This window comes from Rhodococcus sp. C26F, from assembly GCF_053345925.1.
Window position 1 is genome coordinate 201,093 of sequence record NZ_JBKFBA010000005.1, and the last position, 21,336, is coordinate 222,428.

A 21,336-nucleotide genomic window follows, 5' to 3' on the forward strand; every position below is an offset into this window, starting at 1 on the left:
CGGCACACACGACGGCGCGGTGCCCCCGTCCGGAGACGGGCGACACCGCGCCATCGACGGCTACGGGTGATCAGGCCTTGTCGGCGCCCTCGGTCTCGGGTTCGGGCACGAAGTCGATGCCCGTCTCCTTGCGCTGCTCCGGCGTGATCGGGCCGGGAGCATCGGTCAGCGGATCGACACCGCCACCGGACTTGGGGAACGCGATGACCTCGCGGATCGAGTCCATCCCGGCGAGCAGCGCGGTGATGCGGTCCCAGCCGAAGGCGATGCCACCGTGCGGGGGCGCGCCGTACTTGAACGCCTCGAGCAGGAAGCCGAACTTCTCGTTCGCCTCCTCTTCCGAGATGCCCATCACCTTGAACACCCGCTCCTGGATGTCGGGGCGGTGGATACGGATCGAGCCGCCACCGATCTCGTTGCCGTTGCAGACGATGTCGTAGGCGTACGCCAGCGCCGAACCAGGATCGGTGTCGAAGGTGTCGATGTACTCGGGCTTGGGCGAGGTGAACGCGTGGTGCACCGCGGTCCACGCCGAATGACCGAGGGCCACATCACCGCTCGCGGTCGCGTCGGCCGCCGGCTCGAACAGCGGGGCGTCGACCACCCACACGAACGCCCATGCGTTCGGATCGATCAGATCGAGCTTGCGGGCGATCTCGTCGCGGGCGGCGCCGAGCAGTGCACGCATCTGCTTGGTGGGACCGGCGGCGAAGAAGATGCAGTCGCCGGGGTTCGCGCCCACATGCGCAGCGAGACCCTCGCGTTCGGCGTCGGTGAGGTTCTTGGCGACCGGACCGCTCAGCGTGCCGTCCTCACCGACGAGCACGTAGGCGAGACCCTTGGCACCGCGCTGCTTGGCCCACTCCTGCCACGCGTCGAGCTGACGACGCGGCTGGCTCGCGCCACCGGGCATGACGACGGCACCGACGTACTCGGCCTGGAAGACGCGGAAGGTGGTGTCCTTGAAGAACTCCTTGCACTCCACGAGTTCGATGCCGAAACGCAGATCCGGCTTGTCGGTGCCGAAGCGGCGCATGGCCTCGGCGTAGGTCATCCGCGGGATCGGGGTCTCGAGTTCGTAGCCCACCAGGCGCCACAACGCGTGCAGCACCTCCTCGGCAAGGAGGATCACGTCGTCCTGGTTGACGAACGCCATCTCGATGTCGAGCTGGGTGAACTCGGGCTGACGGTCGGCGCGGAAGTCCTCGTCGCGGTAGCAGCGGGCGATCTGGTAGTAGCGCTCGATGCCACCGACCATGAGCAGCTGCTTGAACAGCTGCGGGGACTGCGGCAGAGCGTAGAAATTGCCGGGCTGCAGGCGGGCCGGGACCAGGAAGTCGCGCGCGCCCTCCGGGGTGGAGCGCGTGAGGGTCGGGGTCTCGACCTCCACGAACTCGTGGTGGGCGAGCACCGCGCGGGCCGCGGCGTTGACCTTGCTGCGCAGACGGATGGTCTTGCCGGGCTTCTCGCGACGCAGATCCAGGTAGCGGTACTTCAGGCGCGCTTCCTCGCCGACCTGATCGTCGAGCTGGAACGGCAGCGGGGCGGCCTCGTTGAGAACCACGAGCTCGGAGGCGTCGACCTCGATCGCACCGGTCGGGATCTCGAAGTTCTGGTTGCCCTCGGGGCGGACCTCCACCTTGCCGGTGATCCGGACGCAGTACTCCGCGCGGAGCCGGTGCGCCTGCTCGAGGACGCCGGCGCTGCGGAAGACCACCTGCGAGACACCCGAGGCGTCGCGCAGGTCGATGAAGATGACCCCGCCGTGATCGCGTCGCCGGGCAACCCAACCGGTGAGGGTGACTGTCTGCTCGGCGTGCTCGGCTCGCAACGAGCCGGCGAGATGGGTGCGCAGCACGGAATTCCTTTCGAAACGATCAGCGACGGGTTCGTCGGCTGTAATCCTACGAAAGACACGATCGGCCCGAGCGCACCCGTACCGAATAGTTCGTGCCAAGCTTGTCCGAATCCTACGAACACAGGAGAAAGCGGCGGCGATGACGTTCAGAGAAGGTGCACGCATGGATGCGGGCCGTGTCCGTACCGGCGGCGGTGGGCGCGGTGGAAAGCTCGCTCTCGGTGGCGGGGCCGGCGGCCTGATCGTCATCATCCTGGCGCTGCTGTTCGGCGGCGATCCGTCCTCGCTGCTCGGCTCGGGAGTGCCCGACACCTCCGGCGATCCGCAAGCCGAGAGCGCACTCGAACAGTGCGAGGTCGGTGGCAGCGCCGCGAACGAGAACGTCGACTGCCGGGTGCTCTACACCGTCGGGTCGCTCGACTCGGTGTGGGAGCAGCAGTTCGCGACGCAGACCGGCGTGGCCTACGTGCAGCCGGAGGTCGAGATCTTCACCTCGGCCACGTCCACCGGTTGCGGCAACGCCACCAGCGACATCGGGCCCTTCTACTGCCCGGCGGACCGGACCGCCTACTTCGACACCAGCTTCTTCGACGAACTCGAGACACGGTTCGGCGCCAGTGGAGGTCCGCTCGCGCAGGAATACGTCGTCGCCCACGAGTTCGGGCACCACCTGCAGAACCAACTCGGCGATCTCGGTCGCGCACAGGCCGACCCGCGCGGCCCCGAATCCGGCGCCGTCCGTACGGAACTGCAGGCCGACTGCTACGCCGGGGTGTGGGCCTACCACGCCGACAAGCTGCCCGAGCCGACCACCGGAGAGCCCTTCCTCGTGCCGCTCACCGACACCGACATCCGCGACGCACTGTCGGCCGCGTCGGCCGTCGGCGACGACCGGATCCAGCGGGCCGCCACCGGCCGGGTGAACCCGGAGGGATGGACTCACGGGTCGTCCGAGCAGCGTCAGGCCTGGTTCCTGGCCGGATACCGCACCGGCCGGGTCGACGCGTGCGACACCTACTCGGCACGCGATCTCGACAACCCGCCGGCACTGCGCTGAGTCCCGCGGTGTCGTGAACCGCAGAGCGAGCGCCGGGACGCCGTCACGCGACGGTGACGGTCATGTTCGCGCGGTCGGCGACCAGGTCGGCATGCTTCCGCATGCGCAGCGAGATGGGCCAGGTACCGGCGCGGCGCGCCTTGAAACAGAAGACCCGCTCGCCGGTCCCTCCCGGCAACGGGTTCTTCGACGGCAGGAATCGGATGTCGCGAAGGACGAGTCCCTCTCCGACCCTCGACGTCGACCAGCAGTAGTCCCGGGAGGTGTTCTCGGGAAGGTGCAGCTCGATCGTGTCCCCGACACCGACCGTGACATCCTTCGGACCAGTGGCAATGTGCTTCATGACCTCAGGATAGCCCGCGAATGTGATTTTCCTCACTCTCGTGACGACGGCTCTCGCACACCCGTCGCGACCGCGATGTGTGATGGGACACAAAACGGGGCATTCGTTCTGCATGCACGAAGAACGAGCCGGAATCACACGCAGCGACGCGGTGATGGGAGGACGCCTTCTCGCTCTCGCACACGAGGACGGCTACAGCGAACTGACCGAAGAGGTCGCGGCGCTGGTGTCGAGCCCCGGTTCGGACTCGCCGTCACAGATCACTCCCCCGCTCTACGGGGGCGTGCTGAGGTGGACGGTCTCGACGATCGCCGACGTCGTCGTCGACAAGATCGGCCCGCAGGTGCGTGGCGACGAGAGCTTCGAACTGACCATCCGGACCGAGAGCGGCCGTCACGTCCGGCCGGAGGAACTCCCGCAGCCGGAGAGCACCGTAATGAAAGCGGTCGTCGACGCGCTCGCCGGCGACTCGGTCGCGGCCCGCAGCGACCTCGACGAAGTGGTCTTCGCCATGGACTGGGCGTCGCAGATGGAAGCGTTGGTCGAGGCGGTGCTCTGGCTCGACCGGCTTCTCGACACACCGGTACCGGACGGGAACGACACACCGCCCTGGTGACCCCCACACGCGGAAGGGCGTGAACGGCGAGCGATGCCCGCCTTCACTCCCCTGACCCCCGAGATACTCACGGCCTCCGTCGCCGATCGCGCCGAGGCGCTCACCGGAAGCGTGTGCATCGCCGTGAGCGCACCGGACGCGGCAGACCCGGTGGAATTCGCACAGCGTGTCGCGACGGAACTGAGAACGCGGGGCCGCGCAGCGGACGTCGTCGATCTCCACGATTTCGTCCGGCCCGCATCGCTCCGGCTCGAGCACGGACGGACCGATCCGTACAGCTACCGCCACGACTGGTTCGACTACGCCGCGGTCGACCGGGAGGTGCTGCGCGCGGTACGCGAACATCGACGATGGCTTCCGCGGCTGTGGGACGAACGCACCGACCGTTCGGCGCGCGAGCGCCCGCGGCGAGCGGCGGAGGACCAGATCCTCGTCGTCGCCGGCCCCATGCTTCTCGGCCGTGGTCTCGACTTCGATGTCACCGTCGTCCTGACGATGTCCCGGGGCGCGCTCGAAAGGCGCACGCGCCCCGAGGATCACTGGACGATCGACGCGGTGCTCGAACATGACGCGGTGCTCGAACATGCAGTGCTCGACCATTCAGGAGCGGACGCGGACGTCCTGGTGCGCTACGACCACCCCACCCGCCCGGCAGTGCGGACGCGATCCGACTGAGCGGTCCTGCCGTCGCGGATCATCGCCCCGATCGAGGCTTGGCCAGGACCCGGTGAACCGCCGAGGTCACCGCGTCGGGCGCCACCGTGCCGAAGACCGCCATGGATTTCGCGAGCACGGAGCCGGGCACCACGTTCGCCTCGCCGCGCATCAGAGCAGCATAACCGTCGCGCGCGACGTGCGCGGGATCGTCCTTGGGCGCCTTCCCGAGGATCGTGTCGAGCATCCCGGCACGTGCGAAGAAGTGGGTGTCGGTGGCACCGGGGAGCATCGCGGTGAGCGTGACCCCGCTGCCGTCGAGTTCCTTGCGGACGCCGTCGGTGAAGGACTGCACGAAGGCCTTGGACGCGTTGTACACGGCCTGGTAGGGGCCGGGCATCTTCGACACCACCGACGAGGTGACGAGCATCCGGCCCGAGCCCACCCGCAGCATGTCGTTCAGCAGCAGGTGCGCCAGATGCACCGTCGAGCGCACGTTGACGTCGACGATCGAGAGGACGTCCTCGAGCTCTGCGTCGACGAACGGTCCGCCGATCCCGACACCGGCGTTGAGCGCAGCCGCCGCCGGGACGCGACCTCCGGCCGTCGCGGCCTCGTGGACCGCCCGGACCCCTTCCGGAGTCCTCAGATCCGCGTGGACCGACACCACCTCCGCACCGGACGTCCGCAGGTCTGCGGCGACCTCGTCCAGAGCGTCCGATCTCGCCGCGAGTACGCAGTCGTATCCGTCGGCCGCGAACAGGGCCGCCAGTTCCCGGCCTATGCCTCGCGATGCTCCGGTCACCACAGCGAGAGGTCGAGCGTCGTTCATATCTCCTCCTCGGCACGTATGGCAGGCGGGTACCCACACCGCTCGGGGTCGACACGGCACCGGGATCTCACGGCTGTTCCGCCTCCGAGGGCGCAACCGTTTGGGGCGGGCACGTCCTCGGGTATGCGGAGGGCACCCTGCGCGCGCACCTTCACGCGCAGTCCCTTCCGAATTCTGGAGTCCACTTGCAGCACAAGATGTATCGGTCGTCGTCCGACAAAGCATCGGAGGATGCACGCGAGGAACTCTGCGCCGCCGCGCAGAAGGTGTTCGGCTGGGACACGCTGCGTCCCGAACAGCTGGACGCGATGGTTCCGCTGCTGGGCGGACGCGACATCCTCGCCGTGATGGCCACCGGCTCCGGGAAGTCCGCGATCTATCAGGTGCCCTCGCTGCTGCTACCGGGGGTGACGGTCGTCGTCTCGCCCTTGATCGCGCTCCAGAACGATCAGATCGCCGGTCTGGACCACTCGGAGGCACCCGAGGCGGTCGCGATCAATTCGCGCCAGCGCGAGTCGGAGAACGAGGCGAACTGGCGGGCCGTGCTCGAACACGATGCCGACTACGTCTTCCTCGCCCCCGAGCAGCTCGCCAAGGACGAGGTCCTGGAGCGCCTGAAAGGCGTGGAGGTCTCGCTCCTCGTCGTCGACGAAGCGCACTGTGTCGCCATGTGGGGCCATGACTTCAGGCCGGAATATCTACGCCTGGGAGACGTGGCCGAGGCCTTGGGCCGGCCACCCGTCGTCGCGCTCACCGCCACCGCCTCACCCCCGGTCCGCGAGGACATCGTCGAGGCGTTGCGCATGCGGGATCCGCTCGTCGTCGCTGGTGGTTTCGACCGCCCGAATCTCGACATCGAGGTGCGCAGGCACACCGACGACGGCGAGAAGCGACGCGCCGTCGTCGAGGCCGTGGCGTCCCTGCCCGGTCCCGGCATTCTGTACGCCGCGACCCGCAAGGACACCGAGCGATACGCCGAGGCCCTGCGTGAACGCGGGATCGACGCGTGCCCGTATCACGCCGGGATGCGCGCGGCCGAGCGCGAGGACGTTCACCTCGGATTCCTCGACGGTCGCTGCGATGTCGTGGTGGCGACCTCCGCCTTCGGCATGGGCATCGACAAGCCGGACGTGCGTTTCGTCGTGCACGCCTCGATACCGGACTCGGTCGATTCCTACTACCAGCAGATCGGGCGCGCCGGACGCGACGGCGAACCGGCCACCGTCCTGATGTTCTACCGCCCCGAGGATCTGTCGCTCGCGACCTTCTTCACCACCCACAACCCCGACGAGGAGTTGATCGGCCGGGTGTTCTCGGCGGTCCGCTCCGCGTCGCCGATGAGGCTCGGACGGCTGCGTACCGAGCTCGACGTGCGGGGGCGGAGACTGGCCAACGCGGTGAACCTGCTCGAACGGTGCGGAGCTCTCGTCTCCGGCCGGCGTGGACTCTCCGCCGCCGACATCCCCCGACGGAAGGCGGTCGAGCGCGCACGCGAGACGGCCGCGTCGGGCGAACGACTGGACCGATCGCGGGTCGAGATGATGCGCGGCTACGCCGAGACTCGCGGTTGCCGCCGCCGGTTCCTGCTCGGGTACTTCGGCGAGACGCTGTCCGACCCCTGCGGCCGGTGCGACACCTGCCGGGACGGCGCGTCCGACGAGGTCGCGACGGTATCCGTGCTTCCGGGCGCCGATACTGCCCAGGCGGACTGCGAGACGTCGGTGTTCGCCCCGAACACGCATGTCGTGCATGCCGAGTGGGGACCGGGAGTGGTGATGACCTGCGAGCACGATCGCGTCACCGTCCTGTTCGACAGCGAGGGTTATCGGACACTGTCGCTCGACGCAGTCGCCGAGTCGGGGGTGCTGAAGGTCGACGACCCCGCACCGGCAGAGCCCGTACCTGCCCATGCCGAAGAACCCGTGGCGTGAGGGGCCAGGGGTTCTCCGGATCCCGTCATCACGACGGGTGGGTACGGGTCAGGGGCGAACCGTGCCCGGGGTGGTCCGCGTGCGTGTCAGGAGCACACCGAGCGCGATCATGCCCACGCCCAGGACGAAGTGCAGCCAGTCGTCCGCGGAGTTCACCGGCACGAAGTTGGCGCCGCTGTCCTTGTCGATGATCAGGCCGTAGATCCAGAGCACCAGGTAGATCGCACCGCCGATGATGAGGAAACTGCGGGCGGTTGCCACGGCCCGGGCCGCAGCGAGCCCCAGGACACCGAACAACAGGTGCACGATGTTGTGCAGGATGGAGACCTGGAAGATCCCCAGGAGCATGGCCTCGGAATGATGGCCTGCGCCCGAGAGCTGGTCGTAGTCCGACGTGACCCCCGGGATGAAGCCGAGGATGCCCACCAGGAGGAAGACAGCGCCCACCACGAGCGCCGCAGTCTGCACCGGCGTTGCCGTCATCGAGCCACGGCCGGGGCTTGGGGTTCGAGATGTCATGTTTCGCGTCCTCTCACCGAACGTCCGTTTGGGTTGAGTGGTCCGAATTACGTCCCCCGGTTAGCCGTGACCGAACGAACCCAAACGTCGGTTTCCGTGTTCGAGGACGGAGGTCGAGAACGGCGGCCGAGGGCGGGTGCGGTACTCCACCCTCTGGCCGGACGGACACGACCGTGTCCGGACACGACGAAGGCCCGCGGGATCAACCCACGGGCCTTCGAGTCTGCGAGGCTCAGGCCTGGCTGCTGCCGAACGCATCGCCGGCCGCATCAGCAGAACCGGTGAAGAAGTTCAGCACGTCGAACAGGTCGGCGAGGTTACCGAAGAGGTCGACAAGGAACTCGAGTGCAGGCACGGGCTTCTCCCATCAATGGAACAACAACGAAGTTGTGACGACGCGCGTCGACACGCGATCCAATTGTTACCTGCATTCCACGCCAGCGCAGCACATAGATTTGTTATCCAGGCCACAAAAACTCTCTACCAGCGGAAACAGCGAAACATTTATGAAAATCGGTCAGAAATGTCGTAATCGCTCGGAAATACCCGTGACGGACAATCCGGTCCATTCGGATGAAAATCCGGAGGATTACAAGATCGCCTTGTGACCATACCTCCACCCCGGGTGTGGAACTTCCACCCCTGTCCGTTCGTCCTATCCTGTGAGTGCATCCGTCCCGCCCGACCCGACCCGAGGGAGTCATGAAACCCCCCAAGCGAAAACCTCGAAGACCCGTCCCGCCCAGATGTGACGCTCTGCTCGTCACCCGAGCCCGGTCCCCGAAGTGCTGACCGCCCTCGGAATCGCGGCCGGCATTCTTGTCGTTCTCGCCATCACTGCACTGACCGGCTACTTCGTCGCGCAGGAATTCGCGTACATGGCCGTCGACCGCTCCCGCCTGAAGGCCCGCGCCGAAGGCGGTGACTCGGCTGCGGCCCGCGCACTGGCGGTCACCCGCCGCACCTCCTTCATGCTTTCGGGCGCTCAGCTCGGCATCACCGTCACCGGCCTGCTCGTCGGCTACGTCGCGGAACCGCTGATCGGTAGCGGTCTCGGCGAACTGCTCGGCGGGGTGGGTATCCCCACCGCGGTGGGTGTCGCCGTCGGCACCGTGCTGGCCGTGCTCTTCTCGACGGTGGTCCAGATGGTCTTCGGTGAACTGGTACCGAAGAACCTCGCCATCGCCCGTCCCGAACCGGTCGCACGCCGCCTCGCCCTGTCGACGAGCGCCTATCTCGCCGTCTTCGGATGGCTGATCAAACTCTTCGACGCGTCGTCGAATCTCCTGCTGCGCACATTGCGCATCGAGCCGGTACACGACGTCGAGCACTCCGCGACACCGCGCGACCTCGAACACATCGTCGCTGCGTCGCGCGAGACCGGCGAACTTCCGCCGGAATTGTCCACCCTCCTCGACCGGATCCTCGAGTTCCCGACCCGGACCGCCGAACACGCGATGATCCCGCGGTCGCGGGTCGACGTCGTCGAACTGGACGAGCCGGTCGCCACCATCCTCGACAAGATGAGCGAGGGGCACACCCGATACCCCGTGGTGGGCACCTCGTCCGACGATCTGCGCGGTGTCGTGCACCTGCACGACCTCCTCGGCCTCGACACCCCGACGGGCACGGCCGCGGGGGTATGCCGCCCGCCCGTGATCGTGCCGGCCACGCTGGCACTGCCGGAGGTTCTCACCGAACTGGCCCGGGCCGAGGACGAGATGGCACTGGTGATCGACGAGTACGGCGGTTTCGCCGGCGTCGTCACCCTCGAGGACATCGCGGAGGAACTGGTCGGCGAGATCGCCGACGAGCACGATTCCGCGATGGCCGTCGAGGTCATCCGCCCCGAGGGCGACGGCTGGATCGTCCGCGGCGACGCACACATCGACGAGGTGGCCCGCACCCTCGACCACGAACTGCCCGAGGGCGATTACGAGACGCTCGCCGGCTTGGTCATCACCGAGTTCGGCGGCCTCCCCGAGGTGGGTGACACCGTCCGGATCACGCTGGATCCGGAGCCCGCCGAACTGCTGAACGAGGACGGCCCGATCCACAGGACCCTGGTGGCCGAGGTACGCGACATCGACAAGCACGTGCCGTCGTCCGTACGCGTGACCGTTCTGACGGAGGAGGTGACCGGCAATGAGTAATCCTGTGGTCGTCGCGGTGGTGACGATCGGCCTGATCGCCGCCAGCGCGTTCTTCGTCGCGGTCGAGTTCGCGCTCATCGCGGCGCGACGACACCGACTCGAGGACGCAGCGACGTCGAGCCGCTCGGCGCGGGCCGCCCTGCGCAGCGCCTCCGAACTGTCGGTGCTCCTCGCGGGATCCCAGCTCGGTATCACGGTGTGCACGCTCGCACTCGGTGCGACGACGAAACCCGCAGTGCACCACTGGCTCACGCCGTTGTTCGAGAACTGGGGCGCGCCGCTGTGGCTCGCGGACGTGGCCGGCTTCGTCCTTGCGCTGATCATCGTGACGTTCCTGCACCTCGTCGTCGGCGAGATGGCACCGAAGTCGTGGGCGATCGCCCACCCGGAGAAGTCCGCCACGATGCTGGCGCTGCCGATGCGGGCGTTCATGTGGGTGACCCGTCCGCTGCTGGTCCGGTTGAACCACATGGCGAACTGGTGCCTGCGGAAGGTCGGCGTGGATCCCGTGGATCAGGTCGCCGAAGGTCAGGATCCCGATGCGCTGCGGCACCTGGTCGAGCACTCGGCCACCGTCGGCACGCTCGACGAGCGCTATCACGGGCATCTGAGCAGCGCGCTGGAGCTCGAGACGCTCACGCTCGGCGAGATCGTCACGCCGCAGGCCGAGCCGAGCAGCGTGAAGCCGACCTCGACGGCCGTCGAGATCCGTGAGACGGCCCATCGCACCGGGCACCTCCGGTTGCTCGTGCGCGCCAACGGACACGTGGACGGTGTCGTGCACGTGCGCGACAGTCTCCAGGCCGCACCCGGAACCACGGCGACCGAACTGATGCGCCCCGCGCTGACGATCGACGCCGCGACGCCGGTCTACGAGGCGCTGACGACGATGCGGGAGACCAGGAATCATCTGGTCACCGTCACCGAGAACGGACGGATCGTCGGGTTGATCACCCTCTCGGACGTCCTGGCCCGGCTGCTGCCGATGAGCGGCGCCGCGAGCTGACCCACGACGACGACAGGCCCGTCCCGGATCTTCGGGGCGGGCCTGCCGCCGTCTCCGGTCCGCCGGACCGGTCGGGAGTGTCGGTGTTCAGGAATGTCCGAGTGCGGCGTGCATCTCCCAGACGATGATCTCGGCGCCGGTGGCTGTGGTGAGCTGTCGACCGCCACCTCCGGCGATCCGCACCGCGTCTCCTTCGGCGAGAGGTCCGGCTCCCTCGAGTGCGGCTTCGCCCCGGGCGACGAAGAGGTGCACGAAGGGTGCGTCCGGCAGCGTCACGGGGCGATCCGGACGCATCCGCGCGACGTGCATGGCGGCATATCTGTTGCGGATGCGGATGGCGGAATGGTCGGCGTAGGCGTCCATTCCGGATGCGACCGGCACGAGTCCGCCGGAGAGCAGTTCGTCGTCGATCTCGAGTTGTTCGTAGCCCGGCTCGATCCCGGCTTCGTCCGGCAGCACCCACATCTGCACGAACCGCACCGGTTCGTCGTGCTCGGCGGCATACGACGCAGTGGCACCGGGATGACGCCACGAGTCGTTCTTCTCGGAGTGGAGGATCCCGGAGCCCGCGCTCATGCGCTGCGCGAGACCCGGGTAGATCACCCCGGAATGCCCCGTCGAGTCCTGATGCACGAGCGATCCGCGGAGCACCCAGGTGACGATCTCCATGTCGCGGTGCGGGTGAGTGTCGAAACCGCTTCCCGGACGGACGATGTCGTCGTTGTTGACCATCAGCATCCCGAAATGCGTGTTGTCGGGATCGTAGTGGTGGCCGAACGAGAAGGAGTGCCTCGAATCGAGCCAGTCGATCTTCGTGTGGAGGCGGTCGTCCGCGCGGCGGACGTCGAGAATCGGTGCGGTGCTCATGCGGGGTCCTGTGTCGGGCAGTTCGGATCTGCGGTGGGCGGATTGCGGCGGGGGCGGATACGCGCCTGGGGCAGGGGCGGCGCCGGGAGACGCTCGACCCTCCCGGTGTAGCCGGAGACGCGGCCGAACCGATCGGACCCGCGTTCCCAGGCGTCCCGGTAGGCGACGATCTCGTCGTGGTCGCGGCCGACGAAGTTCCACCACATCACGATCTCCTCGCCGAGGGGTGTTCCGCCGAGGAGGACGATACGTGCGGGTTCGTCGGTGGTGTTGGTCAGTTCGAGGGTCGGCACGCCGGTTCCGGTGTAGCCGAGCGCGGCACGCGTGAGCACGGTGCCGAACAGCGCGACCGTACCGGTGTCGACGAGCACCCCGTGCTCGAACGACGGGTCGACGTCGAGGGTGATGCTGGCCGCGGGGTCCAGGACGATCTCCGCGCCGAGCAGTGGGGTGTACGTCGTCACGGGCGACTCCTGACCGGCGAGCGAACCGAGGAAGACCTTGACGTCTGCACCGGGCACCCGAACGACCGGCGGCACGTGGTGCTGGAAGTCGCGGGGCGCATCGCGATGTGCGTCGGGCAGGGCCACCCACAACTGCACGCCGTGCAGTGTCGTGGTCGCGGAGGTGGAGACCTCGGAGTGACAGATTCCGTGGCCTCCGGTCATGAGGTTCAACTCCCCCGGCCGGACCATCGCGTGCACGCCGTGACTGTCGCGGTGTTCGATCTCGCCGGTGAACAGCCACGACACCGTCTGCAGACCGGTGTGGGGGTGCGGTGCGACGTCCATGCCGCCGGTGCGGGAGACGTCGTCGGGGCCGTAGTGGTCGACGAAGCACCACGCGCCGATCAGCGAACGCTGCCGTTGCGGAAGCGTGCGGCGCACGGGCATGGCCCGGGGGCCACCGAGCGGGACCTCACGCGAGGTGATGATCTCCACGCGGGGGCGGAGCGGGTCGCGGATGGGGAGGTCCTCCGTCCGGCAGCGGATCTCCTCGGGACGGGTGTCGGTGTTGCTCATGCCGCTCGACTCCTCTCGGTGGTCCGTCGGTCGACCCTTCCAGTGTGTCACATTTGATTGCTCAGTCAACTAACGCGGGTACACTGGAGATCATGGGAGAAGCGAAGTGGCTCAGCAACGACGAACAGCGCCTGTGGCGCGCCTATCTGGATGCGACGCGCCTGCTGTTCCAGAATCTCGACAAGCAGCTGCTGCGGGACTCCGACATCTCCTTCACCGACTTCGAGATCCTGGTCCTGCTGTCCGAGGCACCCGACCGCCGGATGCGCATGCGCGACCTCGCGGACGCGAGCACCACGACCCGCAGCGGCATCACCCGCGCCGTCTCCCGCATGGAGAACGCGGGGTGGGTGCGGCGCGTGGAGTGCGAATCCGACCGACGCGGCGCGTGGGCCGAACTGACGGGTGTCGGCTACGCGAGACTCGCCGAGGCGGGTCCCGGCCACGTCGGGGCGGTCCGCGAGAACATGTTCGACCTGCTCTCCCCCGCCGATATCGCCCCCATGACCGAGGCCTTCGCCCGCATGCGCGATCGCATGATCGACGGCAGACGGTAGGCCTCCGCCCCGAGGCGAACTCCGCCCGCACCTCCGTAGCGAGACGTCGATCGGATCACGGATATGTTGACCGGGTCACAGTCACGATCCCGAAGGCGGTACCTCCTATGCGGTACGACCCGCGACGCACCTCGCTCGACCTGTATCCGTTGCAGCGCACGATCACGCCTCTGTTCGGCGACACCGACGCGCTCGGACACATCAACAACGTCTCGATCGCCCGCTACTTCGAGCAGGCCCGCGTCCTCGTCATGGAGGCCGTGTCGTCGACCCTGGGCGGTACCCACCCCTTCGAGCGTGCGGTACTCGCGAAGATCGAGATCAACTTCCTGGCCGAGGTGTTCTATCCGCACGACATCGTCATCGCCACCGGTGTCCACCGCATCGGGACGTCGTCGGTGGTGATCGGCTCGGCCCTGTTCCAGCACGGCCGGTGCGTCGCGCTCGCCGACTCGGTGGACGTCGGCACCGCCGCCGAAGGCGGCTCGCAACCGATCCCCGAAGCATCGCGCGTGGCGTTCGAGAAGTTCCGGCTCGCATACGGCGACTGACGCGCCGCCCACGAACCGCCTCAGAACAGGGTGAGCGCCGCCTCGGGTTCGGGGACGCGTTCGTCGGCGCGCAGCGCACCCTTCTCCTCACGCCGAGCGGACGCCCGGACCCCGAGGCGGTGACGTTCGAGCAGGGGCGCGACCCGCTCGTCCAACCACTGCGAGTACTCCGGAGCAACGTAGGCGCCCCGTCCGTAGAGGCGGCGATAGCGTCCCATGAGGGCAGGATGCTCCTGCGCGAGCCACGACAGGAACCACCCGCGGGTCGAGCCGCGCAGGTGCAGCGGTATCACGGTGACCCCCGACGCGCCGGCGGCGGCGAGGGAGCCGAACAGCGTGTCGAGGTGCTGTCGCGAGTCGGTGAGGAAGGGCAGCACCGGAGCGACCATGACGTGGCACGACAATCCGGCGTCGACGATCGCCTTCACGAGATCGAGACGGGCCTTCGGTGACGGCGTGCCCGGTTCGATGTGCGCGGCCAGTTCGGGATCGCCGATCGGGAGCGACACCGCGACCGACACGTCGACCTGACCGGCCGCCAGCGACAGCAGCGGGAGATCGCGGCGCAGCAGCGTGCCCTTCGTGAGAATGGAGAAGGGGGTGCCGGATTCGGCGAACGCCCGGATGACTCCGGGCATCAGCCGGTAGCGCCCCTCTGCCCGTTGGTAGGGATCGGTGTTGGTACCGAGCGCCACGTGTTCCCGGGTCCAGGATCGTCGCGCGAGTTCGCGGCGCAGGACGGCGGCGACGTTGGTCTTGACGACCAGTTGCGAGTCGAAGTCGTGCCCGGCGTCGAGATCGAGGTACTCGTGCGTGGGCCGGGCGAAGCAGTACCGGCAGGCATGGGTGCAGCCCCGGAAGGTGTTGACGGTGTACCGGAACGGCAACCGGGAGGCCTCCGGCGTCCTGTTCAGCGCGCTCTTGCACAGCACCTCGTGGAAGGTGACTCCCTCGAACTCCGGCGTGCGGACACTACGGACGAGACCGGCCCGTTCGAGGCCCGGCAGAGCTCCGTCGTCCGCATCCACAGTCTGACCCGCCCACCTCATAACCTCCAGTCGAACATGTGTGCTATTCGCTGTCAACAGATCGTTCGACATCGCGGTCGATCGGACGGGGCGCACTCGCTGTGCAACGAATACATCGACGTTCCCGCCGGTTCATCCACAGGCGGCCGAGGGTCCGGTGGCTCGCCCGGTGCGCTCGAGTTACAGTGCTCGCCACACTGATCTTCGATGGGGGGTTCGATGAGCGGTCTGTTTCCCGGTGCCGGAATCCGGGTGGTGCCCGACGGTATTCGAGCGTTCGGGGCCACGAATCTTCGTGCGGCCGAGCAGGTGGCGCAGGCGGGGACGTTCGATCTGCAGGCCAACATCTCCGCGTTGAGCCCGGCTCTGGGACTCATCGGCGGAGAGTTCCTCGCGGTGTTCGCCGCGGCCCAGTCCGAGCACACCCGTGCCGTCGCGCAACTGTCGTGGGCCTACGCGTCCAACGGCATCGCAGCACACGAGGCGGCCACCGGTTACGAAACGGCCGACACCGGAACGGCTTCGGCGCTGGCCGACGCTGCGGGAGGACTGTGATGCAGGGATCGGTCATCGACACCGCAACACCCGCCGCGTCACCGACCGTTCTCGACGCTCTCCGCGCGTCGCCGATCGGACCGGTCCTCGATGCACCGCTTCCGGCGCTGCCGGAACCCGTTCTTCCGGAGCCGGGTCTGCCCGTCCTCGAGGCGCATTCGATCGTCGAGCTGCTCGAATCGATTCCGGTACCGGTGCTGCCCGATCTCGAGACGATCGTGCGGCCGCTCACCGAACTCTGCTCGATGTTCGGCACCGGTATCCTCGACTCGCTCGATCCCTCGGCGATCCTGCAGCAGGGGTCGCGTCTGCTCGAGACCGCCACGATGCTCGGACGCAGTGCGCTGCACGCACTTCCGGAGTCGTGGGAGGGGGCGACGGCCGACGAGGCCGCAGGTCACGGTGTGCGCGCACAACAGTCCGCACTCGAACTGGCCGACCGCGGCGACCGGATCGGCGACGTCACCCGCGCCGCCACGGCGACCGTCGAACGCGGCAACATCGAATTGACCGGCATCGCACAGTCGTTCGTGGCCACGGCGATGGCGGCCGCGCCCGCTCTCGCGACGCCGCCGGGCCAGGCCGCCCTGTTGGCGTCCGCCGCGCAGCATCTCCAGGCTGCCCTGGCCGTCGTCGCGCGTACCCGGGGCGAGCTGACGGTCCACACCGCCGCGATGACGGCGCTGACCACGCCGATTCCCGTGCCCGCGCCGGTGGCCGTGGCCGGGGTGCAGGAAATGCGCACGGTCGCCACGGCCGCAACCGATGTCGCGTCGAGTGTCGCAGCGCCGTTCACGGCCGCCGCGCACGCCGCGACCACTCCCACCGCCTACGCGGCGACCGTGCCCACCGCACACGCGGCGGTTCCGACCGTCGGCACGGCGGTTGCGGGATCGGCCGGAACAGTGTCGGCCGGAGTGGTCACCGGTCACGGCACCGCGGGGGCCGCGTTCGGAACTGCAGGTGTGCCTGCCGCCGCTTCGATTCCGACCGCCCCGGGCTCGGGCGGGGGTGCGCCGGCCACGACCGGCGCGAGCGCGATGGGAAGGGCACCCTCGACCGCCGGGATGGTCCCCGCGACGTCCGCTCGCGGATCCGACGACGAGAAGCACCGCTCCCCCACCCGTCTGCTGAGTGCCGCCGCGGAGGGCACCGAGGTCGTCGGCGAACTGCCGTTGGTCGTTCCCGCCGTGATCGGTTCGCACGACGACCGCTGAGCATTACTCGTCGATCGGACGAGCCTGTCAGTCGACGAGGGAGGCGACCTCGTGGTCGGTCAGCGTCGTCTGCGGCACCCGGCCGGCGCCGCGCGCGAGTTCGATCGCCCGGTAGAGCGGGCGTTCGCCGAGCGCGGCGTCGCGGGCCTCGGCCCGCAACTGTTCGACGAGCACCGACGAGATCGCCGCCGCCGGAGCGATCTCGCTGGTGGCGAGCGCATCCGCAAGCTTTCGCAGGGCCAGCACGTCGAGTTCGCGACCGCCGCCGTCGGCGTACAGGGCGAGCGGGACCGACACGAGATTGTGCTCACCGTCGTTGACGCGCACGACGGCCTGCGATACCCCGCCCACCCGGACGATCAGTTCGACCCCGGCGAGTCGCGCGAGATCGACACTGCGCGACCGGAACGCCCCCGACAGCGTGACGACGGTGCCGCGCAGCAGCAGGTGCCGACGCGTGGCCAGGAACGCACCGACGGCCGGCGGCACCGCGAAGACGGCCCCGACGAGCAGCGCGACCCATCCGGGCGCGACGATCCAGACGAGAACGCCGAGGACGACGCCGACGGCGAGTGCGAGCAGCGCGATCCTGCGGGCGCGTGGCCGGAGCAGCCGGGACGGGATCAGATCGAGCGGGACGGCGGCACCGTCCCGGTCGTCATGCGCCGGCAACGACCTCACCCACACGGGCGACGACGTCCGTGAGTGCAACGCTGTGCTGCTCGCCGTTGCGCAGATCCTTGACGACGATCTCGCCCGCCTCGAGTTCGCGGTCGCCGAGCACGAGGGCGACGACGGCACCGGACTTGTCGGCCGCCTTCATGGCGCCCTTGAGGCCGCGGCCACCGTAGGCGAGGTCGACGCGGACACCCGCGGCGCGCAGCTTGTGCGCGATGGGCACGAGCGCGGCCTTGGCGGCGTCGCCCATCGGCACCCCGTAGACCTCGCACCGCGCGGGACTGCCGGCGGTCTTGCCCTCGGCTGCGAGCGCGAGGACCGTGCGGTCGACGCCGATCCCGAATCCGATGCCCGAGAGCGGCTGGCCGCCGAGCTGTTCCATGAGCCCGTCGTAGCGGCCACCACCACCGATGCCGGACTGGGCGCCGAGCCCGTCGTGGACGAACTCGAAGGTGGTCTTCGTGTAGTAGTCGAGGCCGCGCACCATGCGCGGATTGACGACGTACGGGACGCCGATCGCATCGAGGTGCGCGAGCACCTCGTCGAAGTGCGCGCGAGCGGTGTCCGAGAGATGGTCGAGCATCAGCGGTGCGTCGGCGGTCATCTCGCGGATCTCTGGGCGCTTGTCGTCGAGCACGCGCAGCGGGTTGATCTCGGCGCGGCGGCGCGTCTCCTCGTCGAGCGGGAGCGCGAACAGGAACTGCTGCAGCTTCTCCCGGTACTGCGGACGGCAGGTCTCGTCGCCGAGGGACGTGATCTCGAGGCGGAATCCGTCGAGTCCGAGCGACCGGAATCCTGCGTCGGCGACCGCGATGACCTCGGCGTCGAGCGCGGGATCGTCGATGCCGATCGCCTCGACGCCGACCTGCTGGAGCTGACGGTAGCGACCCGCCTGGGGGCGCTCGTAGCGGAAGAACGGCCCGGAATAGGACAGCTTCACGGGGAGCTGACCGCGGTCGAGGCCGTGCTCGATCACTGCGCGCATCACGCCCGCAGTGCCCTCGGGACGCAGCGTGACCGAGCGCTCACCGCGATCGGCGAAGGTGTACATCTCCTTCGTGACAACGTCGGTGGACTCGCCGACGCCGCGAGCGAACAGGCCGGTGTCCTCGAAGATGGGCAGCTCGACATGCCCGTACCCCGCCAGGCGTGCGGCACGGGTCAGACCGTCCCTTACCGCCACGAACTCCGCCGACTGCGGGGGAACGTAATCGGGCACACCCTTCGGCGCCGAAAACGTGGAGGCCTTGCTCACTGGTACTGCCTTCTCTCGGGATTCTCTCGGTTGGTCACCGGACGGATCGCGGTGTTCGTGCGTCGGTATCGATGCGCCGGTGTCGATGCGTCGGTGTTCGTGCCGTCAGCGGGATTCTGCCAGGCCGGTGAGGAAGGGATTCGACACCCGTTCCTGGCCGATCGTGCTCGCCCCGCCGTGTCCGGGGAGGATGTTGGTGCCGTCGTCGAGCACGAGCAACTTGCGCGCGATCGAGTCGAGCAGTTGCGCGTGGTCGCCGCCGGGCAGGTCGGTGCGGCCGATCGATCCCTGGAACAGGGTGTCGCCGGTCAGAGCGACGTTCAGGACGGCTCCGTCGGGCGTGGTGGTGCGGGTGCGCAGGACGACCGAGCCGCGGGTGTGCCCGGGCGTGTGGTCGACGACGAACTCGATTGCGGCGTGTTCGATCTCGTCCCCGTCGGCGAACTCCACGACCTGCTGCGGTTCGACGAACTCGACGCCGTCGAGGAAGGGCGCAAGGCTCGACCCCATGCCCTGCAGCGGATCGGTGAGCATCATCCGGTCGTCCGGGTGGATGTAGACGGGGATCCCGTACCGGTCGGCCACCGGCTGCGCCGACCACATGTGGTCGAGGTGACCGTGCGTGAGCAGCACCGCCCGGGGCGTGAGATCGGATCCGGTGAGGAACTCCACGAGCGGCTCGGCGGCGTCCTGGCCGGGATCGACGACGACGCACTCCTTCGCGTTGTCCTGCGCGAGGATGTAGCAGTTGGTCTGGAACATCCCGGCAGGGAATCCGGTCACGAGCACGAGCATCGCTCCTACGGGTGGAAGCCTTCGAGGTCTCCTACAGACTATGCGTTGCGCCCTGCCCGCGGGTTGCCGGTCCCGGGTGGCAGACTCGGGTCTGCTTCGAAGTCGGTTGGACCACATCGATCGTTCACGGGAGGACTACTGCAGTGCCGAGCAACGCACAACGGCGCCAGGCCGCGAAACGCAAACTCGAACGGCAGCTCGAGCGTCGAGCCGAACGCGAGCGCAAGCGGCGCCGCATGACGATCGCGCTGTCCGCGCTCGGAGTGATCGTGGTCGTCGGCGCCGGTGTTGCTCTGTGGGCGGTCAACCGGGGCGACGACACGGCCACCGAGGCGGCGTCGAACGACACCTCGGGTTCGGAAATGGAGTATGCCGCGCTCCCCGAGGGCAGGTCCGAGCCGTTGCCCGAGACGGTGAGCTGCTCCTACCCCGCGGACGGCCGCGAACCGTCGAAGCCGGCAGAGCCGCCGCGTACCGAGGGCATCCGCACCACCGGTGAGGGCAACACGGACATCAGCGTCAGCGTGGAGACGAGCCAGGGGAACATCGGCCTGATCCTGCACAACGACGATTCGCCGTGCACCGTCAACAGCTTCCTGTCGCTGGCCTCGCAGAACTTCTTCGACGAGACGGCCTGCCATCGTCTGACCACCTCGCCGTCCCTGCAGGTCCTGCAGTGCGGCGACCCGTCGGGTAGCGGGTCGGGTGGTCCGGGATATCAGTTCGCGAACGAGTTCCCGACCGACCAGTTCGCCGCCGACGATCCCGCGGCACAGGAACCGATGACCTATCCGCGCGGCACTCTCGCGATGGCCAACACCGGACAGCCCGTGACAAACGGCAGCCAGTTCTTCCTGGTGTACGGCGATTCGGTGCTGCCGCCGCAGTACACCGTCTTCGGCACGATCGACGAGACCGGTCTCGCGACCCTCGACAAGATCGCCGCGGCCGGGGTCTCAGGCGGAGCCGCCGACGGCGCCCCCGCGCTGGAGACCATCCTCACGTCGGTCAGGATGGACTGATGATCCGATTGCGCACCACCCTCGCCGCCGGCGCCGGGCTGGCACTCCTGCTCACGGGATGCTCCGACGACACGTCCAGCGACAGCACCGCGACCTCGTCGGCACCGGCATCGGTCGCCGACCGGGAGTCCCCCGCCTACACGGGCGAACTGCCGGAGCGACCCGCCGGTGGCGATCCTGTCTCGTGCACCTACAACGCCTCGGGCGATGCCTCGCGCGACGTGACCACCCCGCCCGCAGACGCCGTCTCCGCCTCCGGCACCACCGCCGCGCAGATCACCACCAGCGTCGGCGTGATCGGCGTGGAGCTCGACCGGGCCGCGGCACCGTGCACGGTCAACAGCTTCGTGTCCCTCGCCGAGCAGGGCTACTTCGACGACACGCCCTGCCACCGGCTGGTGACCTCACCGGGTCTGCAGGTGCTGCAGTGCGGCGACCCGACGGGCACCGGCACGGGCGGGCCGGGTTACGGCTTCGACACCGAGTACCCGGAGAACGTGTACGCGCCCGGCGACGCCCAGCTGCGCCAGCCGGTGATCTACCCGCGCGGCACGGTCGCGATGGCCAACACCGGCCGGCCCGGCAGCAACGGCAGCCAGTTCTTCCTGGTCTACGAGGATTCGCAGCTTCCCCCCACCTACACGGTCTTCGGGACGGTCGACGAGGCCGGACTCGCCGTGATCGAGGAGGTCGCGGCGGAGGGCGACGACGGATCGATGGCGGCCGGCGGCGGTGCCCCCAACCGCGCGGTGCAGATCGAGTCGGTGACCGTCGGGTCCTGACACCCGCTCGCACACAAAACGCACGGACGTCCCGCCCC

23 protein-coding genes are annotated in these 21,336 nt (G+C 68.5%); 12 read left to right on the forward strand and 11 right to left on the reverse strand.

Annotation, left to right across the window (positions count from 1 at the left end; all coding sequences use genetic code 11):
* Nucleotides 1–70 precede the first annotated feature (70 nt).
* Nucleotides 71–1,858 (reverse strand): aspartate--tRNA ligase, encoded by a 1,788-nt coding sequence (gene aspS / locus ACLBYD_RS09260; RefSeq protein WP_024100767.1) that lies wholly within the window; start codon nt 1,856–1,858, stop codon nt 71–73.
* A 139-nt stretch (nt 1,859–1,997) separates the two neighbouring features.
* Between aspS and ypfJ the strand changes: the two genes are divergently transcribed.
* Nucleotides 1,998–2,915, forward strand: coding sequence for a KPN_02809 family neutral zinc metallopeptidase (ypfJ, locus tag ACLBYD_RS09265; RefSeq protein WP_447816180.1), 918 nt, complete (start codon nt 1,998–2,000; stop codon nt 2,913–2,915).
* A gap of 43 nt (nt 2,916–2,958) precedes the next feature.
* Here the strand turns inward: ypfJ and ACLBYD_RS09270 are convergent, their stop codons facing one another.
* The gene (locus tag ACLBYD_RS09270) at nt 2,959–3,258 is read right to left on the reverse strand and encodes a protease inhibitor I42 family protein (RefSeq protein ID WP_006551419.1); all 300 of its coding nucleotides are present in this window, start codon (nt 3,256–3,258) and stop codon (nt 2,959–2,961) included.
* Nucleotides 3,259–3,370: 112 nt separating this feature from the next.
* Between ACLBYD_RS09270 and ACLBYD_RS09275 the strand changes: the two genes are divergently transcribed.
* Together ACLBYD_RS09275 and ACLBYD_RS09280 are read left to right on the forward strand one after the other, a co-directional pair.
* Nucleotides 3,371–3,874, forward strand: a complete 504-nt coding sequence (locus ACLBYD_RS09275; RefSeq protein ID WP_447816181.1) for a hypothetical protein — start codon at nt 3,371–3,373, stop codon at nt 3,872–3,874.
* Between the two features lie 33 nt (nt 3,875–3,907).
* Nucleotides 3,908–4,549 carry a hypothetical protein gene (locus ACLBYD_RS09280; protein WP_447816182.1) on the forward strand — a complete coding sequence of 214 codons (642 nt, stop codon included), beginning with the start codon at nt 3,908–3,910 and terminating at the stop codon, nt 4,547–4,549.
* Nucleotides 4,550–4,568: 19 nt separating this feature from the next.
* Here the strand turns inward: ACLBYD_RS09280 and ACLBYD_RS09285 are convergent, their stop codons facing one another.
* Complete coding sequence (locus ACLBYD_RS09285; RefSeq protein WP_447816183.1) at nt 4,569–5,360, reverse strand: SDR family NAD(P)-dependent oxidoreductase; 792 nt, start codon at nt 5,358–5,360, stop codon at nt 4,569–4,571.
* A gap of 197 nt (nt 5,361–5,557) precedes the next feature.
* Between ACLBYD_RS09285 and ACLBYD_RS09290 the strand changes: the two genes are divergently transcribed.
* Complete coding sequence (locus ACLBYD_RS09290) at nt 5,558–7,291, forward strand: RecQ family ATP-dependent DNA helicase (protein WP_447816230.1); 1,734 nt, start codon at nt 5,558–5,560, stop codon at nt 7,289–7,291.
* A gap of 48 nt (nt 7,292–7,339) precedes the next feature.
* Here ACLBYD_RS09290 and ACLBYD_RS09295 read toward each other — a convergent pair whose 3' ends face one another.
* Nucleotides 7,340–7,774, reverse strand: coding sequence for a DUF4383 domain-containing protein (locus tag ACLBYD_RS09295; RefSeq protein WP_060653197.1), 435 nt, complete (start codon nt 7,772–7,774; stop codon nt 7,340–7,342).
* A 268-nt stretch (nt 7,775–8,042) separates the two neighbouring features.
* Nucleotides 8,043–8,165, reverse strand: a complete 123-nt coding sequence (locus tag ACLBYD_RS09300) for a hypothetical protein (RefSeq protein WP_016691628.1) — start codon at nt 8,163–8,165, stop codon at nt 8,043–8,045.
* Between the two features lie 430 nt (nt 8,166–8,595).
* Here ACLBYD_RS09300 and ACLBYD_RS09305 point away from each other — a divergent pair, with 430 nt between their 5' ends.
* Together ACLBYD_RS09305 and ACLBYD_RS09310 are read left to right on the forward strand one after the other, a co-directional pair.
* Entirely contained in the window at nt 8,596–9,963 is a 1,368-nt protein-coding gene (locus ACLBYD_RS09305; protein ID WP_447816184.1) for a hemolysin family protein, read from the forward strand.
* Nucleotides 9,956–10,969: a hemolysin family protein gene (locus ACLBYD_RS09310; RefSeq protein WP_183070692.1), complete on the forward strand. Its 1,014-nt coding sequence runs from the start codon at nt 9,956–9,958 to the stop codon at nt 10,967–10,969. Before ACLBYD_RS09305 ends, ACLBYD_RS09310 begins: the two co-directional genes overlap by 8 nt.
* Nucleotides 10,970–11,056: 87 nt before the next feature.
* On the opposite strand, the gene ACLBYD_RS09315 is transcribed toward ACLBYD_RS09310, so the two are convergent.
* The gene (locus ACLBYD_RS09315; protein ID WP_447816185.1) at nt 11,057–11,836 is read right to left on the reverse strand and encodes a pirin family protein; all 780 of its coding nucleotides are present in this window, start codon (nt 11,834–11,836) and stop codon (nt 11,057–11,059) included.
* Nucleotides 11,833–12,858 (reverse strand): pirin family protein, encoded by a 1,026-nt coding sequence (locus ACLBYD_RS09320; protein WP_447816187.1) that lies wholly within the window; start codon nt 12,856–12,858, stop codon nt 11,833–11,835. The genes ACLBYD_RS09315 and ACLBYD_RS09320 overlap by 4 nt, the downstream gene beginning before the upstream one ends.
* A gap of 92 nt (nt 12,859–12,950) precedes the next feature.
* Here ACLBYD_RS09320 and ACLBYD_RS09325 point away from each other — a divergent pair, with 92 nt between their 5' ends.
* Both ACLBYD_RS09325 and ACLBYD_RS09330 read left to right on the forward strand, forming a co-directional pair.
* Nucleotides 12,951–13,415: a MarR family winged helix-turn-helix transcriptional regulator gene (locus ACLBYD_RS09325; RefSeq protein WP_447816188.1), complete on the forward strand. Its 465-nt coding sequence runs from the start codon at nt 12,951–12,953 to the stop codon at nt 13,413–13,415.
* Nucleotides 13,416–13,522: 107 nt separating this feature from the next.
* The gene (locus ACLBYD_RS09330; protein ID WP_060653191.1) at nt 13,523–13,966 is read left to right on the forward strand and encodes an acyl-CoA thioesterase; all 444 of its coding nucleotides are present in this window, start codon (nt 13,523–13,525) and stop codon (nt 13,964–13,966) included.
* A gap of 20 nt (nt 13,967–13,986) precedes the next feature.
* Here the strand turns inward: ACLBYD_RS09330 and ACLBYD_RS09335 are convergent, their stop codons facing one another.
* A complete protein-coding gene (locus ACLBYD_RS09335) occupies nt 13,987–15,015 on the reverse strand; it encodes an Rv2578c family radical SAM protein (RefSeq protein WP_447816189.1) in 1,029 nt (342 codons plus the stop codon).
* 198 nt (nt 15,016–15,213) lie between these two features.
* Here ACLBYD_RS09335 and ACLBYD_RS09340 point away from each other — a divergent pair, with 198 nt between their 5' ends.
* Both ACLBYD_RS09340 and ACLBYD_RS09345 read left to right on the forward strand, forming a co-directional pair.
* A complete protein-coding gene (locus ACLBYD_RS09340; RefSeq protein ID WP_447816190.1) occupies nt 15,214–15,549 on the forward strand; it encodes a type VII secretion target in 336 nt (111 codons plus the stop codon).
* Nucleotides 15,549–16,766, forward strand: coding sequence for a hypothetical protein (locus ACLBYD_RS09345; protein ID WP_447816191.1), 1,218 nt, complete (start codon nt 15,549–15,551; stop codon nt 16,764–16,766). Before ACLBYD_RS09340 ends, ACLBYD_RS09345 begins: the two co-directional genes overlap by 1 nt.
* Nucleotides 16,767–16,793: 27 nt before the next feature.
* Here the strand turns inward: ACLBYD_RS09345 and ACLBYD_RS09350 are convergent, their stop codons facing one another.
* The 3 genes from ACLBYD_RS09350 to ACLBYD_RS09360 form a co-directional block, all read right to left on the reverse strand.
* Nucleotides 16,794–17,438, reverse strand: coding sequence for a hypothetical protein (locus ACLBYD_RS09350; RefSeq protein ID WP_183070691.1), 645 nt, complete (start codon nt 17,436–17,438; stop codon nt 16,794–16,796).
* Nucleotides 17,425–18,699 carry a histidine--tRNA ligase gene (hisS, locus tag ACLBYD_RS09355; RefSeq protein ID WP_447816192.1) on the reverse strand — a complete coding sequence of 425 codons (1,275 nt, stop codon included), beginning with the start codon at nt 18,697–18,699 and terminating at the stop codon, nt 17,425–17,427. The genes ACLBYD_RS09350 and hisS overlap by 14 nt, the downstream gene beginning before the upstream one ends.
* A gap of 105 nt (nt 18,700–18,804) precedes the next feature.
* Nucleotides 18,805–19,488 (reverse strand): MBL fold metallo-hydrolase, encoded by a 684-nt coding sequence (locus tag ACLBYD_RS09360; RefSeq protein WP_447816231.1) that lies wholly within the window; start codon nt 19,486–19,488, stop codon nt 18,805–18,807.
* A 149-nt stretch (nt 19,489–19,637) separates the two neighbouring features.
* Between ACLBYD_RS09360 and ACLBYD_RS09365 the strand changes: the two genes are divergently transcribed.
* A complete protein-coding gene (locus tag ACLBYD_RS09365; protein WP_447816193.1) occupies nt 19,638–20,516 on the forward strand; it encodes a peptidylprolyl isomerase in 879 nt (292 codons plus the stop codon).
* Complete coding sequence (locus ACLBYD_RS09370; RefSeq protein WP_447816194.1) at nt 20,516–21,298, forward strand: peptidylprolyl isomerase; 783 nt, start codon at nt 20,516–20,518, stop codon at nt 21,296–21,298. The genes ACLBYD_RS09365 and ACLBYD_RS09370 overlap by 1 nt, the downstream gene beginning before the upstream one ends.
* The last annotated feature ends 38 nt before the right edge of the window (nt 21,299–21,336 follow it).